General features: G+C 61.2%; 12 protein-coding genes and 1 tRNA gene. 5 read left to right on the forward strand and 8 right to left on the reverse strand.

The window, feature by feature from the left end; translation table 11 throughout:
* The first annotated feature begins 520 nt into the window (after nucleotides 1-520).
* From Q0K07_RS01330 to Q0K07_RS01340, 3 genes are all read left to right on the forward strand, one after another.
* Entirely contained in the window at nucleotides 521-1,471 is a 951-nt protein-coding gene (locus Q0K07_RS01330; RefSeq protein WP_294555383.1) for a hydrogenase small subunit, read from the forward strand.
* Between the two features lie 14 nt (nucleotides 1,472-1,485).
* Nucleotides 1,486-3,165 (forward strand): nickel-dependent hydrogenase large subunit, encoded by a 1,680-nt coding sequence (locus tag Q0K07_RS01335; protein ID WP_294555386.1) that lies wholly within the window; start codon nucleotides 1,486-1,488, stop codon nucleotides 3,163-3,165.
* A 291-nt stretch (nucleotides 3,166-3,456) separates the two neighbouring features.
* A complete protein-coding gene (locus Q0K07_RS01340) occupies nucleotides 3,457-3,936 on the forward strand; it encodes a HyaD/HybD family hydrogenase maturation endopeptidase (RefSeq protein ID WP_294555389.1) in 480 nt (159 codons plus the stop codon).
* Nucleotides 3,937-4,275: 339 nt separating this feature from the next.
* Here the strand turns inward: Q0K07_RS01340 and Q0K07_RS01345 are convergent, their stop codons facing one another.
* Nucleotides 4,276-6,966 (reverse strand): DNA internalization-related competence protein ComEC/Rec2, encoded by a 2,691-nt coding sequence (locus tag Q0K07_RS01345; RefSeq protein ID WP_294555392.1) that lies wholly within the window; start codon nucleotides 6,964-6,966, stop codon nucleotides 4,276-4,278.
* A 51-nt stretch (nucleotides 6,967-7,017) separates the two neighbouring features.
* Nucleotides 7,018-8,322 carry a UDP-N-acetylglucosamine 1-carboxyvinyltransferase gene (gene murA / locus Q0K07_RS01350; RefSeq protein WP_294555395.1) on the reverse strand — a complete coding sequence of 435 codons (1,305 nt, stop codon included), beginning with the start codon at nucleotides 8,320-8,322 and terminating at the stop codon, nucleotides 7,018-7,020.
* A gap of 77 nt (nucleotides 8,323-8,399) precedes the next feature.
* Between murA and Q0K07_RS01355 the strand changes: the two genes are divergently transcribed.
* Nucleotides 8,400-8,475: transfer RNA gene (locus tag Q0K07_RS01355), tRNA-His, on the forward strand.
* Between the two features lie 388 nt (nucleotides 8,476-8,863).
* Here the strand turns inward: Q0K07_RS01355 and xth are convergent.
* The 6 genes from xth to Q0K07_RS01385 form a co-directional block, all read right to left on the reverse strand.
* Complete coding sequence (xth, locus tag Q0K07_RS01360) at nucleotides 8,864-9,655, reverse strand: exodeoxyribonuclease III (protein ID WP_294555397.1); 792 nt, start codon at nucleotides 9,653-9,655, stop codon at nucleotides 8,864-8,866.
* 279 nt (nucleotides 9,656-9,934) lie between these two features.
* Nucleotides 9,935-10,213 (reverse strand): HU family DNA-binding protein, encoded by a 279-nt coding sequence (locus Q0K07_RS01365; protein WP_077071715.1) that lies wholly within the window; start codon nucleotides 10,211-10,213, stop codon nucleotides 9,935-9,937.
* A gap of 143 nt (nucleotides 10,214-10,356) precedes the next feature.
* A protein-coding gene (gene prfB / locus Q0K07_RS01370) for a peptide chain release factor 2 (protein WP_294555400.1) occupies nucleotides 10,357-11,470 on the reverse strand; the annotation gives its coding sequence in 2 pieces (ribosomal slippage) (nucleotides 10,357-11,394 and nucleotides 11,396-11,470; 1,113 coding nt in all).
* A 46-nt stretch (nucleotides 11,471-11,516) separates the two neighbouring features.
* Nucleotides 11,517-13,208 carry an apolipoprotein N-acyltransferase gene (lnt, locus tag Q0K07_RS01375; protein ID WP_294555402.1) on the reverse strand — a complete coding sequence of 564 codons (1,692 nt, stop codon included), beginning with the start codon at nucleotides 13,206-13,208 and terminating at the stop codon, nucleotides 11,517-11,519.
* Nucleotides 13,205-14,725 (reverse strand): YifB family Mg chelatase-like AAA ATPase, encoded by a 1,521-nt coding sequence (locus tag Q0K07_RS01380; RefSeq protein ID WP_294555404.1) that lies wholly within the window; start codon nucleotides 14,723-14,725, stop codon nucleotides 13,205-13,207. The genes lnt and Q0K07_RS01380 overlap by 4 nt, the downstream gene beginning before the upstream one ends.
* Nucleotides 14,726-14,732: 7 nt before the next feature.
* The gene (locus tag Q0K07_RS01385) at nucleotides 14,733-16,967 is read right to left on the reverse strand and encodes an LPS assembly protein LptD (protein ID WP_294555406.1); all 2,235 of its coding nucleotides are present in this window, start codon (nucleotides 16,965-16,967) and stop codon (nucleotides 14,733-14,735) included.
* A gap of 303 nt (nucleotides 16,968-17,270) precedes the next feature.
* On the opposite strand from Q0K07_RS01385, the gene alr reads away from it, so the two are divergent.
* Nucleotides 17,271-18,383, forward strand: a complete 1,113-nt coding sequence (alr, locus tag Q0K07_RS01390; RefSeq protein WP_294555408.1) for an alanine racemase — start codon at nucleotides 17,271-17,273, stop codon at nucleotides 18,381-18,383.
* Nucleotides 18,384-18,449: the final 66 nt, after the last annotated feature.

Raw genomic sequence — 18,449 nt, forward strand, 5'->3', positions numbered from 1 at the left:
AAGACCGCACGTTCCCCCGCAGCCTGAAAGGCATGCGCAGGCAGGAACCGCCCTTCCGGCGCACGGAACGCACCATCTTCTCCGGCTTACATGCCCCTCTCCCTGCAGGAGAACACGCAGCATTCGGACAGAAAGGCGGAACCCTTCCCCGGATGCCCTCCGGCGGCGTTCCATGCCGGGAAAAAGATATGCCCTGCAAAAAAATCTTTGCAGAAGGCGGCCATACCGTTTCCCCTGCACAGGGGAGGAAAGGAAAAAGGACTGTCATCTCCCGCACTTGCGCCCTCTCTGTATGATACATGGAACCATGTGATTTTTCTATCATTTCTTGAGAAAAAACATTCTCTTCTGTTGACCTGCCCCTGCGGTGATGTTAGAGTTTCAGAAACTGATACCAGTAGAAGCTCATGCGCCCGCGCATGACTTTCTGCCTTACGCAACGTCGGCAAAAGCCGCGACCTTCCCGCCGCCATGGAAGCTTTCGCGGACAAGTCCTGTATGTCAGCGCCAGGAGGGCCTTATGCAAATCTCCATCGGTCTGGGGAAAGAAGGCGCGGAAGAACGCCTTGAAAAGCGGGGCGTATCGCGCCGCGACTTTCTGAAATTCTGTTCCACTGTGGCTGTCGCCATGGGCATGGGGCCTGCCTTCGCTCCCCGCCTGGCCAAGGCTCTCACGTCCGCCGCACGTCCCGCCGTCATCTATCTGCACGACGCGGAATGCACGGGCTGCACGGAAGCGCTCCTGCGCTCCAGCAAGCCGTATATCGACGAGCTCATCCTCGACACCATTTCCCTCGACTATCAGGAAACCATCATGGCCGCCGCCGGTGAAGCCGCCGAAGATGCTCTGCATCAGGCCATGAAGAACCCCAACGGCTATGTCTGCATCGTGGAAGGCGCCATTCCCACCGCCATGGACGGGCTTTACGGCACCATCGGCGGCAGGACCATGTACGCCATCAACAAGGAAGTTCTGCCCGGCGCCAAGGCCGTGATTTCCTACGGTACCTGCGCCTGCTTCGGCGGCATTCCTTCCGCTGCGCCCAATCCTTCCGGCTGCAAGGGCGTGAACGACTGCTTCGCCGATCTCGGCATCAAGGCCATCAACGTTCCGGGCTGTCCGCCCAACCCGCTGAACCTTGTGGGCACCATCGCCGCCGTGCTTGCCGGCATGAAGCTGGAACTCGACGCGCTGAACCGCCCCAAGCTTTTCTTCGGCCACACCGTGCACGAACTGTGCGAACGCCTGCCCCACTTCGAGGCCGGGGAATTCGCGCCCTCCTTCGATTCCGAGGAAGCCCGCAAGGGCTGGTGCCTCTACAAGCTCGGCTGCAAGGGCCCGGTGACGTACAACAACTGCCCCAAGGCCCTGTTCAACGACGTGAACTGGCCCGTGGCCGCCGGACATCCCTGCATCGGCTGTTCCGAACCGAACTTCTGGGACAAGATGACCCCCTTCTTTGAAAACTAGCGAGTAATGCCACCATGAGCGAAGCAAAAACCACTCCTCAGAGTTCCTACACCGGTCCCATCGTGGTGGACCCGCTGACCCGTATCGAGGGCCATCTGCGCATCGAGGTGGAAGTGGAAAACGGGCGCGTCAAAGACGCGAGAAGCTGCTCCACCCTGTTCCGCGGACTGGAAACCATCCTCAAGGGCCGCGATCCGCGCGATGCCCAGTTCTTCACCGCCCGTACCTGCGGCGTGTGCACCTATACCCATGCCCTGGCGTCCACCCGTGCTCTGGAAGACGCCATGCAGATTGAAATTCCCCGCAACGCCTCGCTGATCCGCAACCTGGTGCTCGGCATGCAGAACCTGCACGACCATGTGGTGCACTTCTATCACCTGCATGCGCTGGACTTCGTGGACGTGGCTTCCGCCCTTCAGGCCGATCCGGCCAAGGCCGCCAAGCTGAACGCCTCCATTTCCCCGCGTCCCACCAGTGAAGAGGAACTGCGCGCCGTACAGGCCAAGGTGAAGGCCCTGGTGGAAAGCGGCCAGCTCGGCCCCTTCACCAACGCCTACTTCCTGGGCGGGCATCCTTCCTATTATCTGGAACCCGAGGCCAACCTCGTGGCCACGGCCCACTACCTGGAAGCGCTGCGCGTACAGGTGGAAATCGCCCGGGCCACCGCAGTGTTCGGCGCAAAGAACCCGCATCCGCAGTTCCTCATTGCGGGCGGCGTCACCTGCTACAACGCCCTGCGGCCCGACACCATCGCCCTCTTCAAGTCTCTGTACCAGAAGGCCCGCGCCTTTGTGGAACAGGTCTACATTCCCGACCTGCTGCTCGTGGCCGGAGCCTACAAGGACTGGGCCTCCATCGGCGGCGGCGTTTCCGATTACATGGACTTCGGCGAATTCCCGGGCAAGGAACGCGACCTCACCACCCGTTATCTCAAGCCCGGCGTCATCTACAACCGCGATCTTTCCACCGTGCTCCCCTTCGATCCCTCGAAGATTTCCGAACACGTCCGCCACAGCTGGTATGAAGGCGAAGAGGCCCGCGTCCCCTATCAGGGCGTGACCGATCCCAAGTTCACGAAGCTCGGCGATACGGACCGCTACTCCTGGATGAAGGCCCCGCGTTACGACGGCCATGCCGTGGAAACCGGCCCTCTGGCCCAGATGCTCATTTCCTACGCTCAGGGCGACAAGCTCGTCACCTCCACCGTGGATACCGTGCTCAAGGCCCTGAACGTCGGTCCTGAGGCGCTGTTCTCCACGCTGGGCCGCACCGCCGCCCGCGGCGTGGAAGCCGTGGTGGTGGCCAACGGCATCGGCAGCTGGATTCAGGAACTGGAAGACAATATCGCCAAGGGCGACGAAAAGATCTGCATCAACACGCAGGTGCCTCAGAATGCCGAAGGCGCGGGCTTCGTCCACGCTCCCCGCGGCGGCCTGTCGCACTGGATCGTGATTGAAAAGGGCAAGATCGCCAACTTCCAGCTCGTGGTGCCCTCCACCTGGAACCTCGGCCCGCGCTGTGCCGAAGGCAAGCTCTCCGCCGTGGAAGCCGCCCTTGTGGGTACTCCCGTGGCCGATCCCAAGCGCCCCGTGGAAATCCTGCGTACCGTGCACTCCTTCGACCCGTGCATCGCCTGCGGCGTGCATGTCATCGACGGCCGCACCAACCAGGGCTACGACTTCAAGGTTCTGTAACTGCTTTCCGGGGAGCTTCGGCTCCCCGGTGTTCTTTTTCCGACCGAAGAAACGGCGTTTTCCGCTTCTTCGGTCTTTTTTTGAAAAGGCAGAAAGGCCGGACGGCATCGCCCCTCCTCGCAAAAGAGCCGCACGAAAGGCCCCTCAGCTTCCCCTGCGGGGCATCTTTCCCCGGGCCGGGCCAGGCCCGGAAAACGCTCGACAGAGGGCCTGCCGCAGGGAAAGGCAGGGCGCAAAAGCGCTCCGCCCATGCCCGACCGCACCGCTTCCCCCACTCCTCCAGGAAACACCATGGAACGCATACTCATTCTCGGCGTAGGCAACATTCTCTTCACCGACGAAGGCATCGGCGTACGCGCCCTCGAATGGCTGCGCGAACACTTTCTCTTCCCCGAAAACGTCACGCTGCTGGACGGCGGCACCCTGGGCATAGGCCTCATGGATGCGCTTCTGCAGTGCGACCGCGTCTATGTGCTCGACGCCGTACTCTGCGACAAGGCTCCCGGCAGCATCTGCCGCCTGACGGATAACGATTTGAGAAAGAGCATGAGCTTCCGCGATTCCCTGCATCAGACCGACCTTGTGGACACGCTCATCTACTGCGACATGCTCGGCCACAGGCCGGAAGGCGTGGTCTACGGCATGCAGCCTTTCGATTATCACACCATGGCCGTAGGCCTTTCCCCCGTATGCGAACAGGCCATATCCTCCATGGGAGCACGTCTGGTGGAAGAGCTGCGCGCTCTGGGAATGGCCGTTGAAGAGCGCTGAAAACGGCATCTGACGAACTTTCCGTCCCCTTCCCTGCCTGATGTTCAAAACGGCTGTTCTGCTCAGAGAAGCCACCTCAGGCCCTTTCCTGTGCCTTCTCCTCAGGGCGGCAGTCCAGCAGGAAGGCCGTTTTCCCTTCCCTCCGGTGACGCTTTCAGTAAGGAAAAGACTCCCCCCAAGGGCTGCACGGGCATGGAAAAGGGTCAACACCTGTTGCTGCGGGCGTTTCTTCCGCCTTTTCTCCGGGGAAGCAGCCTGGCGGCGTAAGATCCGGCTTCTTTATCAGGGCCTATGCAGAAAAGGCCGCATGGCGCCCTTTTTTCCCGAAACACTGCAGGTTCAGGCCGCGGGGCGTATTTCCATGTCGCCGTTCTTTGTCCAGCTCACGCGCAGAGCACCGCTCTGGGACGTGCTGTAGAGGGGAATACTGCGGCTTTTCATTTCTTCCCGCACCTTGCGGCTGGGAAAACCGAAACGATGGAAGGCCGCCGATGAGGCAAGCGCCGCATCGGGGTTCACGGCATCATAAAACGCCGTCTGGAAGCTGGATGCCGCACCGTGATGAGGAAGCACCAGCACGCCTGCACGCAGGTCCTGCCCCGTCTCCACCAGCCGGCGAAGTGCCGGCGTGGTCATATCTCCGCACAGAAGGGCCAGCCCTTCCCCGTTTCTTGTCAGGCGGAGGGCAAGGGAAGCCTCGTTGTCCGTGGCCCTGCCGTTCCGGTGCAGGGTGGGCAGAACCTCCATATCCGGCCAGATCACTTCAAGGCACACGTCGTCATGCAGCCTCAGCACATCGCCCCGGGTCAGTACCTTTTCGGGAATGCCCCTGCTCTGGGCGATCCTTCGCAGGGCCTCTCCTTCCGCCGTTGCGGATGACGCGGAATACGGCGACCAGTAAAGGCAGCCCACCTTGAAATGCTCCAGAATCCAGCGCAGCCCCCGCGCATGATCCATATCCGTATGGCTGACGACTACGGCATCAAGGTACGGCATGCGTCCTGCCGTGAGTACCGGAGCAAGAATGCTGCGCCCCACGTCAAAGAACGGAGAAGGGCTTCCGCCGCCGTCCACCAGCACTCTGCCGCCCGGATAGGACAGAAGCACGGCCTGCCCCTGCCCCACATCAAGGAGCGTCAGCGTGACGCGCTGCTCATACCAGGCAAGCACGTTGTCCACCCATACGGGAAGCTGCCCTGCGGGCATGAGCAGCAGGCCTGCGACCAGAAGTCTCCTGACCGCGGATCCGGCCTTCTTCCTGCAGAGTGCGGCCTGTGCGGCAATCGCCAGCCCCACAAGCACGGCTCCGTAACCGAGGCCGCTCAGAGATGACGGCCGGAGGAACTGGACCTGGGACAGTTGACCGGCATCCCCCAGAAAAAACAGCAGATCGAGCACCGCATCGGCAGGAAAGGCGGCGACGCTGAAAAGCAGAGAGGAAACAGGCTGCGCTCCGCAGACGACAAGCAGTATCAGCCCCAGTGCGGCACACGGCAGTGTGATGAAGGTGAGCAGCGGAAGCCAGAGGAGATTCTCCCACAGATTGAGGCTGACCACCCCGAACATGGAAACGAGTATGGGCATGACGGCAAGCTGTGCCGCAAAGGAGATCAGGAGCATGGTTCCCGCCCAGCGGATGCAGGCGTGCACGATGCGGCGCGGCAGGGAGAACGGTGCTTTTCCCCTGCCTTCCGGCCGTGAAGGAAAGCGTTTCAACAGCGCAAGATCAATCGGCATGACAAGCAGTATGCCTGCCACCGCCAGCACGGAAAGCTGTGCGGAAAGATCGAAGGCCACCAGCGGATAACAGAGAAAAAGCAGCAGCGCGGCGGCGAAAAGTGCATCCAGAGGAGCCGAAGGACGGCGCAGACAGAGAAAGAAGGCGGCCGCCAGCATCATGAACGCGGCACGGATGAGGGAAAACGGCGCACCTCCCAGAAAAAGATAGGCCAGAGCAAAGGGAATGCCCGCCGACACCACCAGCACGCGCCGCGGTCTGACAAGATAAAGGCCGTGCAGGACACGGGAGAGCAGAAAAATCACAGCCGCTCCGGCCATGGCCGCCAGGGAGAGATGCTGACCGGACAGCGCCAGGGAATGCACCAGTCCGGCCCGGGTGAAGATATCCACGGTTTCCGGGTCAAGAAAGGAGCGGTCGCCGAAAAGCAGGGCCACCAGCATGGCCTTCCCCTGCGAAAACAGCAAGGCGCCCTGCCGCGCCGTCTGATATTCCGGCGTTGCCGCATCTTCCGGAAGATTCCCGGCAAGGGCGCGCACCAGGGCGGCACGCCACTCTTCCCGGATAAGGGCGGCCCGGCAGAGCCAGCCTTCCCCTTCCTGCCATTCCAGGAAAACGGGAACACCGCTTTTTCTGTCCAGGCGGGCCCGGTGCCGCACATCACGATCCGCCCAGTACACGGCGATGTCGCCCGTTCCCGGATTGAGGCTGCCGCTTACGGGATACAGGCGCAGGAGCGCCCGCAGCGTCTGCCCCTGCACCGGGCGCCCGGTATGGCTGAGGGTGGCGGCATCCAGCGTCATGGCCACCAGGTCGGGAAGAGGCGACGTTTCATCTTTCACCACTTCTCCGGGATAGTTCTTGCGTCCCGGCCGGGGCATGTCCACCCTGCGTTCCAGGGCCTGCCGCACGGCATTTTCCGTTTCCCCGGACATGGGCGGCAGGCTCTTCCACGGCCGCAGTCCTTCCATAAGCACACGCACCCTTCCGCCGGGAAGCCCCGTGACGGAAGCGACACGGCCTTCGACGCCCACGCTCTTTCCGGGCACGGCGGCCCATGACGGACAGGCCGGAGGCTCCGAACGGGCGGAAAAGGTAAGGCCGAAGCCCAGAAGAAAGGCCGCCCCGAGCAGAAGATACCGCAACGGCCGTTCCCTGTGCGACACCACGACAAGAAGAAGAAAAAACGCGACGCCCAGCATTACGTCGCGCAGGGAGACAGACCCGGCCAGTGCGGCGAGAAGAAGCTTCTGACGGAAAAGAAGCGGCGGCAGTAAGGGTAAGGTTTTCATAGACCTGAACGCGCCTTCCGGCACGGGAGCGCCGTACCGGAAGGCCGTGCGTCAATCCGGATCCTTCACACGGCGGATATGGGCGCCCACGGCGGAAAGCTTTTCCGCAAGGTGCTCATAGCCTCTGTCCACATGATAGATGCGCTGCACCCGGGTTTCTCCCTGGGCGGCAAGGGCGGCCAGCACCAGCGCCGCGCCCGCGCGCAGGTCGGAAGCCATGACGGGAGCGCCGGTCAGCCTGCGCCCGCCGCGCACCATGGCCGAAGAACCGCGCACATGGATGTCGGCCCCCATGCGCACCAGTTCCTGCACATGCATGAAACGATTCTCGAAGATGTTCTCTTCCACAAGCCCGGAACCCTGCGCACAGCACATGAGCACCATGAACTGGGCCTGCATGTCCGTGGGAAAGCCGGGATGGGGGCGCGTGCTGATGTCCACCCCACGAAGTCCGTCCGCTCCCACACGGGCCAGCACGCCTTCCGGCGTCTCTTCAATGACCATGCCCGCCGCACGCAGCTTTTCCACCACGGCGTCCATATCCGCAAGGGGGCAGTTCTTCAGAAGAAGTTCCCCGCCCGTGACGCCTGCCGCAATGAGGAAGGTTCCGGCCTCTATGCGGTCGGGCATGATGGCGTAGGTGCAGCCGTGCAGCTTTTCCACACCCTGCACGCGGATCACGTTGGTGCCCTGCCCTTCGATATGCGCGCCGCAGCGGTTCAGGAAGCGGGCCAGATCCACGATTTCCGGCTCTCTCGCCACGTTCTCAAGCACGGTTTCCCCTTCCGCAAGGCAGGCCGCCATGAGCACGTTCTCCGTGCCGCCCACGGTGGGGAAATCAAAGCGGATATGCGCGCCCTTCAGCCCTTCGGGGCAGCGGCCGTGTATGTAGCCGCCCTCCAGGTCGAACACCGCGCCCATCTTCTCCAGCGCGGAAAGATGCTGATCCACGGGACGCGCGCCTATGGCGCAGCCGCCGGGCAGGGAAACCTTGGCCTCGCCCTTGCGGGCCAGAAGCGGCCCCAGGCAGAGCACGGAAGCACGCATGGTCTTGACGAGGTCATACGGAGCCTCCATGCCCAGATCGCCGTTCTTCACCACGACCACGCCGTTTTTCAGCTTCACAACGCCGTCTTCCAGGGTGGCGATGCCGTTTTCCAGCTCCGCGCTCCGCCCCAGCATGTTGAGCAGCCGTATGGTGGTATGGATATCCCGAAGGTCGGGCACATTGGTATAGGTCACCTCGTCATCCACGGCAATGGACGCCATGATGATGGGCAGAGCGGCATTCTTGGAGCCGCTGACCTCGATGACGCCCTTGAGCGGAACCCCGCCCTGTATGATAAAACTGTCCAAAATCTCATCCTCCGAAAAGATTGCAAAAAAAACGCTTGACTATTCCTCTGCAATCGAATAATTACTCTTTCTGCACGGCGAATATAGCTCAGTTGGCAGAGCACCTGGTTGTGGCCCAGGGGGTCGCAGGTTCAAACCCTGTTATTCGCCCCATATTTTGCCCCGATTTCATCGGGGCTTTTTTTATGCCCTGTGTTCTGCAGAGTCTGATATCCATATTCCTTCCGTCCTCAGTTTCCGTGCCGGAAAACCCGTATGCCGGGTTCCCGGCTGCCTTCAGAAGAAAAAGCCGGTCTGAGAGCCTGTAGCGCGTTTCCTGCCGGATACGCGCGCCAAGCCCTGCCACACGTTCCGCGGCAGCCTGCTTTTCCATGACACAGTGCCGGCATCCGTCAGCGCGCAGGAAGGAAAACATCCTTCCCCAAAAGCGCACGCCTACGGCTTCACCCGCAACATGACTCTTTGTCCGGTGAACATGCCGGAAAAAAGGCGGGATGCACCCGCCCGGCCTCATCGTGCATGCGGCATGCGCCGCATGTACTCACAGTTCCAGCGCCAGCCCCACGGGGCAGTGGTCGGAACCGTATACGTCGTTTTCTATCCACGCATCGCGGATGTGATTCCGCAGTTCGGCGGAAACGAAAAAGTAGTCCAGCCGCCACCCGATATTGCGCTCACGCGCCCGCGTCTTGTACGACCACCAGCTGTAGGCCCCTTCCACATCGCCGTGCACATGGCGGAAGGTATCCACATAGCCCGCTTCCACGAAACGGTCCATCCAGGCGCGTTCCTCGGGCAGAAAACCGGTATTGAACACGTTTTCCTTGGGGCGGGCCAGGTCGATTTCCCGGTGGGAAATATTGAAGTCGCCGCATACCACCACGGGCTTGTCTTCACGCAGCTCTTCCGCATAGTCCAGAAAGGCATTGAAAAAGCCCATCTTGTACGGCACGCGCTTGAAAACGCCCTTCTCCACCTCTTCTCCGCCGTTGGGGAAGTAGATGTTGAAAAAGTGCAGTTCAGGAAATTCCAGATGCAGCACGCGGCCTTCACCGTGATAATCGGGATCCGGCAGTTCATGCTCCACGCGCATGGGCTCCCTGTGGCTGAACACGGCCACGCCGGAATAGCCCTTCTTCACCGTGGAAGACGACCACCACGACTGCCAGCCTTCCGGTTCGCGCTGGGATGCGGGAATCTGCTCCGGGGAGGCCTTGGTTTCCTGAAGGGCCACCACATCGGCCGTCGTCCTGGAAAACCACTCCCAGTCGGGCTTTTTGCTGACCGCGCGAAAGCCGTTGACGTTCCACGATACAAAACGCATGAGTGACATAATTCCTTCCTTTTTCCGTTCGGCTGAACTTACGCGACAATGCCCGCAAGCTCAAGAAAAAAGCTCCCCTGCCCCGGGGAAACCAAGACACGAAAAAAGGCAGGTCGCAAAACCTGCCTTTTTCGCGCGCATCACGCGCCCGGAAATATCTCGCCAAGTCCCCGCGGAAGCGATAAACGCCCTTCAAGCGCTTCTGTCCTCCCAGGGAGGCCGCCGCGCCCTTCCGCAAAAACGATCGCTCAGAGCTTCCGTACGGCCCGCAGGCCGTGAACGGAATGCCTAGTCGTTGTTGAGGTATTCCTTGAGTTCCTTACCGGCACGGAAGAAGGGAAGACGCTTGGGGCTGACTTCCACACGGTCGCCCGTGCGGGGATTGCGCCCTGCATAGGAACCGTATTCTTTAACCTTGAAACTGCCGAAGCCGCGAATTTCCACACGGTCGCCGGCCAGAAGAGCCTCCTTCATGCAGTCGACAAAAGTATTGACCACAAGGGTAGCTTCATCCAGCGACACGTTGGACTGTTCGGCGAGATTCTTGATCAGTTCGCTTTTATTCATGACATCTCCGTCATACGGTATTGACCTGCCGAGGCGTGCCGGCAGGGAGAAGGATTATGATTCAGGGGATGCCCCCGGGGAACTCCATCACGGCAAGCCAATTCTCTATAACCCTAAATCCGTTGCCTTGCAAGGAAAAACGCCTATTGGCGGCTGTGCTCGTGCTGGTAAAGAAGGTAATCACGCAGGAAGGTGTCGATGCGGCCGTTCAGCACGGCGTCCACATCACCGCATTCACAGCCCGTGCGATGATCCTTGACCAGCCGGTAAGGCTGGAGCGTATAGGTGCGTATCTGACTGCCGAAGGCGATGGCGTCCTTGCCTGCGTAATCGGCCTGACGCGCGGCGTCGCGCTTGCTCTGCTCGTAGGCGTACAGGCGCGCTTTAAGCACGCGCATGGCGCTTTCGCGGTTGCTCTGCTGCGAACGTTCGTTCTGGCACTGGGCCACGATGCCCGTGGGAAGATGCGTGATGCGCACGGCCGATTCGGTCTTGTTCACATGCTGACCGCCCGCGCCCGAGGCACGGTACACGTCGATGCGCAGATCGCTTTCCTTGATTTCGATGTTGGAAATCTCCCCGGCGTCGGGAATGAGGTCCACGGAGGCAAAGGACGTGTGTCTTCTGCCGGAAGCGTCGTAGGGAGAAATGCGGATGAGCCGGTGAATGCCCTTCTCGCCCTTGAGCAGGCCGTAGGCGTTCTCGCCCTGCATCCGTATGGTGACGGCCTTGATGCCCGCTTCTTCCCCGGGCAGAAAGTCCACGATTTCGGCCTTGATGTGATGCCCTTCAGCCCAGCGCAGGTACATGCGTTCCAGCATTTCCGCCCAGTCCTGGGCCTCGGTGCCGCCCGCTCCGGGATGAATGTCCAGAAGAGCGTCCATGTGATCGGCCTCGCCGCTGAGCAGCACGGTCATTTCCGTTTCCGTCAAAAGCTTTTCCAGAATATCGGCCTGTTCGCTCAGAGTTTCCAGGGCCTCTTCCTCGCCCTCGGAAACAAAGCCGAGCCACTCCTCCATTTCCTCATAGCTTGCCTGAAGCTCGCGGAAACGGGCGACTTCCGCTTCCAGACGGCTCTTTTCCCTGAGCACGGGGGTCATTTTTTCCTGATCGGACCATGCGTCGGGGCTGGAAATGATCGTTTCTATTTCCTGAAGGCGCGCCTCCCGCGTGGGCAGGTCAAAGACGCCCCCAGAGGGAATTGAACTGTTCGGCAAGGGCATGACAGCGGGAACGCAGTTCGGCCAACTGAAGCATAACGGTATCCTTTTGTATGGTATGGTTTTAATCGATGCAGATCATGTCAACGCCCGCATCGCGCCTCTTTTCCTCTTCCGCCGCGCAGAGCGGGCAGAACAAGCACGAAAAGAAACGCCAGAGCAAGAGCGGGCAGCCACGGATGAAGATAGAAATAAGGCGTATGGCCCTGCAAGGCAAGCGCCGTGCCCGTAAGGCTCCCGGCAAGAAACAGCGCGTAGCCGTCCTGTGCCGAACCCATGGCGTGTACTCCGCCCAGAGGATCGAGAACGGCGGTGATGCCGCTGTTGGTGGCCCTCAGCACATAACGCCCCTGCTCCACGGCGCGCATGAGGGAAAGCTGAAGGTGCTGCATGGGCGCGGAGGTGTAGTCGTACCAGGCGTCGTTGCTGATGTTCAGGAGAAGTTCCGCACCTGAGGCCACACGCTTGCGGGAAAGTTCCGGGAAAATCGCCTCATAGCAGATGAGCATGCCCACATCCGCACGACCGCGCTCCTTCAGATCCAGCGAAAAGAGCTTCTCGCCCGTCCCTGCCGTGAAGCCCCCGAGTCCCTGCAGCAGAGACTCGAATATCTTCCAGTCGAGAACAGGCGGCAGGTATTCGCCGAAGGGCACGAGATGTTCCTTGTCGTAATGCCCGGCATCTCCTCCGGGCAGGAGCAGAAAGGCCCGGTTGAAAAGCTCCGTGCCGCCTGCCGAGCGCTCCACCCCCGGAGCGCCGAACATGAGGGGAAGACCGAGTTCCCGCACAAAGGCGCGCAGTTCCCCGGCAAGAGGCGAAGAGGGATAGGCGAAGGGCATGGCCGTTTCCGGCCAGATGATGAGATCGGGCAGCGCGGGGGCAAGGGTTCCGTCCGGCTTTTTTCCCAGAGAAAGCCCCATGGAGGCGGCAAGTTCCTCCCGCCCCGGGCCCCGGCCGCTTCCGGCAAGGCCCTGTATGTCGGCGCGCACGCCCTCCACGCTGAGGCGTATGTAATGTTCCAGCGTCTGCCGCTGATACTCGGGCGACCACTTCACATCCTGCCGCACGCTGCCCTGCACCATGGTGCAGACAACGGGCCGGCCTTCCGCGGCCAGCTTCTCCGGCAGGGAGGAAAGCCTCCATGCCCCGAAGGCTACGATGAGCGCGGCCAGGCACGCCCCTCCCGCAAGAAAAGCCGCCGCGCGCCTTTGCTGCTTTCCGGCAAGCAGAAGAAAGCCCTCGCAAAAAAGAAAGGCCAGAACTGCCAGCATACCGGAATAGCCGTATTCTCCCACCAGACTCAGGGGCTGGACAAGCAGCGGCCAGGCCGCAAGGCCCGAGGAGAGCGTCAGCCAGGAAAAACCGGTGCAGAACCAGCCGCGCGTCCATTCCAGAAGGAACCATACAAGCCCCAGCGCCGGAATCCTCCGCCACGGCGAAAGACCGGAAAGGCGCGAGGCGCAGAGGCAGAACAGCCCGCCCCACAGGGCGACATAGGTGCCGAGAAGCAGGGAACAGGGCGCGGCCAGAAGCCATGGAAAAGCACCGTACATGTGTGCGGCCACGGCTATCCAGTACAGCGCCGCCGCGGCACCGGGAATGCCGACACACCAGCCCAGGCGGAAGGGAATGCCGCTTTCCGCGGCCAGAAAAAGGCATGCAGGGTAAACAAGCACGGCTCCGGGGACATGAAAAACGGGATTGGGCGTCCCGAGAAAAAGCCCCAGAGAACCGGCGACCACAAGAACAGCACAGAACAATCGGGAAAACGTCATACCTGCCCTCTGTCCAGCACACGGCAGCTGATGGCCTCGGCAAGGTGTGCAAGCGCAATGTCCGCCGCACCGTCAAGATCGGCAATGGTTCTCGCCACCCGCAGTATGCGGGTGCAGGCCCGCGCGGAAAGGGCCAGCGCGTCCACGGCACGGCCGAGGAATTCGTGTTCCGCGCTCCCGAGGCGGCAATATTCTTCCAGCATGCGGCCCGACAGGTCGGCGTTGGTACGGCAGTTCGTGCCTTTGTACCGGGCCGTCTGCACTTCCCGGGCACGGATGACCCTTTCCCTGACTTCGGCCGAGCCGGGACCGGAGTGCCCGGAACGGATGTCCTCATAGGAAACGGCGGGCACCTCCACATGCAGATCGATGCGGTCCAGAAGCGGCCCGGAAAGCTTTGCCCGGTAACGGGCCACGGCCTGGGCCGTGCAGGTGCACTCGTGGCGCGGGTCGGTACGGTAGCCGCAGGGGCAGGGATTCATGGCTGCAAGCAGCATGAAATCGGCGGGATAGGATACGGCGTAGGCGGCACGGGAAATGAACACCCTGCCCTGTTCCAGAGGCTGCCGCAGCACTTCCAGAGCCTGCCGCTGAAATTCGGGAAGTTCATCCAGAAAAAGCACGCCCCTGTGGGCAAGGCTCACCTCGCCGGGATGCGGAGGCACGCCTCCGCCTATGATGGACACGCTGGAATCGCTGTGATGAGGCGTGCGGAAAGGCCGGGCGGTCACAAGACCACGCCCGTCCAGCATGCGGGCCACACTGTAGATCTTGGTCACTTCCAGCGCCTCTTCCCGCGAAAGAGGCGGAAGTATGCCGCTCATGCGCCGGGCAAGCATGGTCTTTCCACTGCCCGGAGGACCTATGAACAGAAGGTTGTGCGCTCCTGCGGCGGCCACCTCCATGGCGCGCTTGGCCCTTTCCTGCCCCTTCACCTCGGCAAGGTCGAAAAAGCACTCCTCCCCGTCCGCCATGGGCGCGGGTTCCACAGGGGAAAGAGAGAGCCTGCCGGCAAGAAAGTCGGCGGCCTCTCCCAGCGTACGCGGCGCAAATACGTCGATACCTTCGGCAATGGCTGCCTCGGCTCCGTTGTCCGGGGCGACGATGAAGCCGCGGGCCTTTTCCTCCCGCGCCAGCAGCGCCACGGGAAGCACGCCCGGCACGGGCTTGAGTCGCCCGTCGAGAGACAGCTCGGCGGAGAAGAACCAGCCTTTCACGGACTCTGCGGGAAGTATGCCCGCCGCAGCCAGAAGACCTATGGCCAGAGGCAGATCATAGGCGGAACCTTCCTTGCGCCTGTCGGCAGGCGCAAGGTTCACCGTGATGCGGCCGGGCGGCAGACGGAAGCCGGAATTCTGCAGCGCCTTCATCACCCGCTCGCGCGATTCACGCACCGCGCCTTCGGCAAGGCCCACCATCACGAACGACGGCATGCCCTGACGGCTGAAGTCCACCTCCAGATCGACGCGAAAGGCGTCCACGCCCTGAATCGCGCCGCAGGCAAGCTGTACCACCATGGCGACCTCAGAAGTTCAGACCGGGCAGCTCAAGGATGAGACGGTAGGAATTATCCCTGGCCTTGCTCTGAATGGAACCAAGAATATGGAAGCACTGGTGATAATAGCCGATGATGAAGCGGCGTTCATAGTTTCTGCCGGTTTCGATATTGTCTTCCGTGCGGTAATACAGGGCAATCTTGCTCCACGGGCGGAAGGTGAAGGTATTGACCAGAAGGCGCTGCGGCGAGGTGAAACGCATGTCGCCGAGATTGTCGCGCTTCATTTCATCAAGATAGTTGTAGTACTTGTCGCGGGTGCTGTAGGAGACGCTCCACGAACCCCAGCGGGCATTGGACAGCGTGGCGCCGGTATCGCTGCGGGTCACGCCTTCGCCGTACATGGAGACATAGAGTCTGTTCCACAGGCTCAGCCAGTTCACGGGACGAAGTTCAAGGTAGGAATAGGCATCCATCCACGGTCTGCGGCCGTAGATATTGCGGTACCGGGTACGATCGGCCTCGTCAATGTCATAGCCGGTGGCCACTTCCCAGCGGATGGGATCGAAATAGCTTTCCTTGGTCGAATAACTGCCCTTGGCACCGGATACCGTCTCACGACGGGCGGTAAGAATGTTGGTGAAGGAAAGCTTCAGACGCTGGGAAGGCTTGATGCGATCCGTCTCCTCGAATATGGGGTTGTCGGACTGATCCCTGTCCGGCGTCCAGTCATAGGTCAGGCGGGGCTGCAGTCTGTGGCGCAGGCCGGTCCAGCTGGTCTTGCCCACGTTTTCCGCCGTGGCCTCCAGGCTGTTTTCCGGCATGTCCCATACCCGGGAAACCTGCGTGAAGAGTTCCGCACTCACATCAGGAATGAAACGATCCTTGGAACCGCCGCCGCGGGCCCACTGGCTGTTGCTCACAAGGTCCGTATGGTTGCTGTTGTAATACGTCTGACGGATGCCGCCCGACACGATCATGGAGGCCCCGGGCAGATTGACGGGCAGGCTGAGTTCGGGATGAATTTCCGTGCGCAGGCCGCGTATGCCCTTGGCACGATATTCATAGGTGCTCGAAACCTCGCCCTGCAGTTCCAGCGGCAGATCTTCCAGCATGCGACCCTTGAACAGATAAAGGTTCAGGGGAATACGCTGCACCAGCGTATCTTCACTGTGGGGGGTATTGCCGTGCCCGAGGGCGGGATTCTGCTCATAGCGGAAGCCTGCGGACACCATGAAGCGGTCCCAGTCGCGGTACACGAAGCCTTCGCTCACGCGGTTCTTGTCCACTTCCTGAATGTCGCGGCCGAACATGTCGTAGAGCGCGTCGCGGCTGCGGTTGAAGCCCGTGCGCATGTCGCGGAACTGCCGCAGGAAGTTCTGATCGGAGACATAGTCGAGGTTGTAGCGGTAACGCCAGCCGGAATCTCCGAGGAAGCCGTCGCCCATGCCGCGCAGCCAGTAACGTTCCTCATTGGTATTGATCTTGCCGTCGGTATCGTTGATGCGGTCGCCCGTTTCCGAACGGAAGGTGTGCTTGTCGTAAAGAACGTCAAGTCCCAGCCATGTCTTGTCCTGATCTCTGGTATGGGAACGGTATTCAATGCCGGGCATGAAGCCCGCCCTGCTCATGTAGGTGGAATAGAAGGTCAGGTCGCGGCTTTCATCAATGACCTGAAAATACGGTACGGAAACAAAGGCGCCGTTCAGGCTGCTGTAGCCGAAGTCGGGCATGAGCAGCCCCGACTGACGGGTCGTCTTGGCAGGAAGCACCAGGAAGGGAGCTTCCATGACGGGCATGTCGAGAATGTTCAGCGTGGTATGCGAAAGCTTGGCATAGCCGTCGATCTCGATTTCCGCAAGGCTCGTATCCAGAGACCAGGCGGGAACATCGCCGTCGCAGGCCGTGACTCTCGCATTCTTGAAGCGGTAACGGTCGCCGAAAAGCTTGTCCACCTTTTCGCCCGTCACATACATGTGCGGCCCGGCAATGAAGATGGAACCGTCCTTGAGCCAGCCCGTACGGGACGTGAGGTCGAATTCCGCCTCCGTGGCGTTCAGCATGTCCCGGCCCATGCGGGCCTCGACATGGCCCTGCACGAAAATCCAGTTGGTGGTCGTGTAGTATCTGGCGAAATCGGCCTTCATGTAGTCTTCCCCGCGCTGGAGAAGCACACTGCCCGTGGCTTCCACGATTACGCCGTCCTCAAGACTGACGAGCTTGTCGGCATTGAGCGTCCAGGGAAGCTCGCCGCGCGTGTTCATGGACTTCTGACCTTCCGCCGCCGCTGCAGGGGCGGAAAGACAGCACAACACGGCAATCACGGCCAGAAACAGGCGAAACCGGGGAGAGGAGAAAGAAAAAGGAAAAAACACGGCATTTTCCGGGTTGCAAGACAGAGGAAGAGGCGGTAGAGGCAAAAGGGCACAACAAAAGACGCCCGCCGGACACCACTGCCGGAAGTTCCGGCCGGCACCTGAAGTTCCATAACATACAAATCGTGCGAAAAAAAGCCCCCGGACAGGGCTTAACGCCGAACGCATCCAATAAGGAACGGGAGCTTTATCATGATAGAACCTTCCTGCCGCGTGCACGTCAACTGGGAACATTTCCGTCATAATATCGGTATATTGATGCAGAAAGAGCATGAGCTCATGCCCGTCATCAAGGCCGATGCCTACGGGCACGGCGTGGCGAAGGCCGCCATGGAACTGGAGAGGCTGGGCATACGGTGGGCCGCCGCAGGCACCCTCAGGGAAGCCGCCCTCGTGCGCGAAAGCGGCTTCACCGGGCATATCGTGGCGCTTCTCTCGCGCGTACCCGGCAGGGACGACGTGGCGCTTGCGCTGGAAAAGAATCTTGTCCCGCTCATTCACAACAAGGAAGGCCTGCACAGTGTGCAGGAGGCCCTCGACGGGAGCAGCAACACGCTGGACATCGCCGTCAAGGTCGATACCGGCATGGCCCGTCTCGGCTTTCCCCTGAGCGACATGGAAAAGGTCGCCGCCTTCCTTGCAGAACACACGAACATCAGGCCCCTTGTGCAGGTTTCCCACTTCTCCGTGGCCGATGAGCCGGATGAGGACGCCTACACCGCCATGCAGTGCGACATCTTCTACCGCGCGGCGGACATCATGCACCGGTATTTTCCCGACATGCGCTGCTCTCTCGGCAATACTGCGGGGCTGGCCGTTCAGGTGACGAAGAAGGACGACATCTGCCGGCCGGGACTTGCCCTGTACGGCTACGATCCGATGTTCGGCACGTCCAGAGAAGGCGCCTGCAAGGGGCTGCTGCCCGTGATGGAGGTTTCCGCCCCCATCATCAGCGTGCATCCGCTCCACAAGGGGGAAAGCCTGGGCTACGGCCGTGCCTACAAGGCTGCATCGGAACGCCTTGTGGGCTGGGTGGCCATAGGCTACGCCGACGGCTACCGCCGCAACCCCGCTCCCGGTACCTGCATGTGCGTCAACGGCACGCGCGTGCCCGTCATCGGCCGTGTGGCCATGCAGATGACCTGCGTGGATCTCACCGATCTGCCCGTTCCGCCCGTTCCCGGCGACATCGCCTATGTGCTGGGCGGCCCGGGAAACGCCGTGACCGCGCAGGACATCGCCACCTGGTGGGACACCATTCCCTATGAAGTGACCTGTCTGCTCGGGAAGAACAAGACGGAGTAATCCCTCTTTCCTCAAGATAAAAAAAGCCCCTCCTGCCGCACAACGCGGAAGGAGGGGCTTCTGTTC

Origin of the sequence: uncultured Mailhella sp. (genome assembly GCF_944324615.1) — a bacterium.
Taxonomy (GTDB): Bacteria; Desulfobacterota; Desulfovibrionia; order Desulfovibrionales; family Desulfovibrionaceae; genus Mailhella.

Bases quoted from the DNA above. Each gene is read 5' to 3' on its own strand.
- xth (WP_294555397.1), bottom strand. From the start codon at position 9,655: ATGTCACTCATGCGTTTTGTATCGTGGAACGTCAACGGCTTTCGCGCG.
- alr (WP_294555408.1), top strand. From the start codon at position 17,271: ATGATAGAACCTTCCTGCCGCGTGCACGTCAACTGGGAACATTTCCGT.
- Q0K07_RS01340 (WP_294555389.1), top strand. From the start codon at position 3,457: ATGGAACGCATACTCATTCTCGGCGTAGGCAACATTCTCTTCACCGAC.
- Q0K07_RS01385 (WP_294555406.1), bottom strand. From the start codon at position 16,967: ATGAACACGCGCGGCGAGCTTCCCTGGACGCTCAATGCCGACAAGCTC.
- Q0K07_RS01365 (WP_077071715.1), bottom strand. From the start codon at position 10,213: ATGAATAAAAGCGAACTGATCAAGAATCTCGCCGAACAGTCCAACGTG.
- Q0K07_RS01380 (WP_294555404.1), bottom strand. From the start codon at position 14,725: ATGGTGGTACAGCTTGCCTGCGGCGCGATTCAGGGCGTGGACGCCTTT.
- lnt (WP_294555402.1), bottom strand. From the start codon at position 13,208: ATGACGTTTTCCCGATTGTTCTGTGCTGTTCTTGTGGTCGCCGGTTCT.
- Q0K07_RS01345 (WP_294555392.1), bottom strand. From the start codon at position 6,966: ATGAAAACCTTACCCTTACTGCCGCCGCTTCTTTTCCGTCAGAAGCTT.
- Q0K07_RS01335 (WP_294555386.1), top strand. From the start codon at position 1,486: ATGAGCGAAGCAAAAACCACTCCTCAGAGTTCCTACACCGGTCCCATC.
- Q0K07_RS01330 (WP_294555383.1), top strand. From the start codon at position 521: ATGCAAATCTCCATCGGTCTGGGGAAAGAAGGCGCGGAAGAACGCCTT.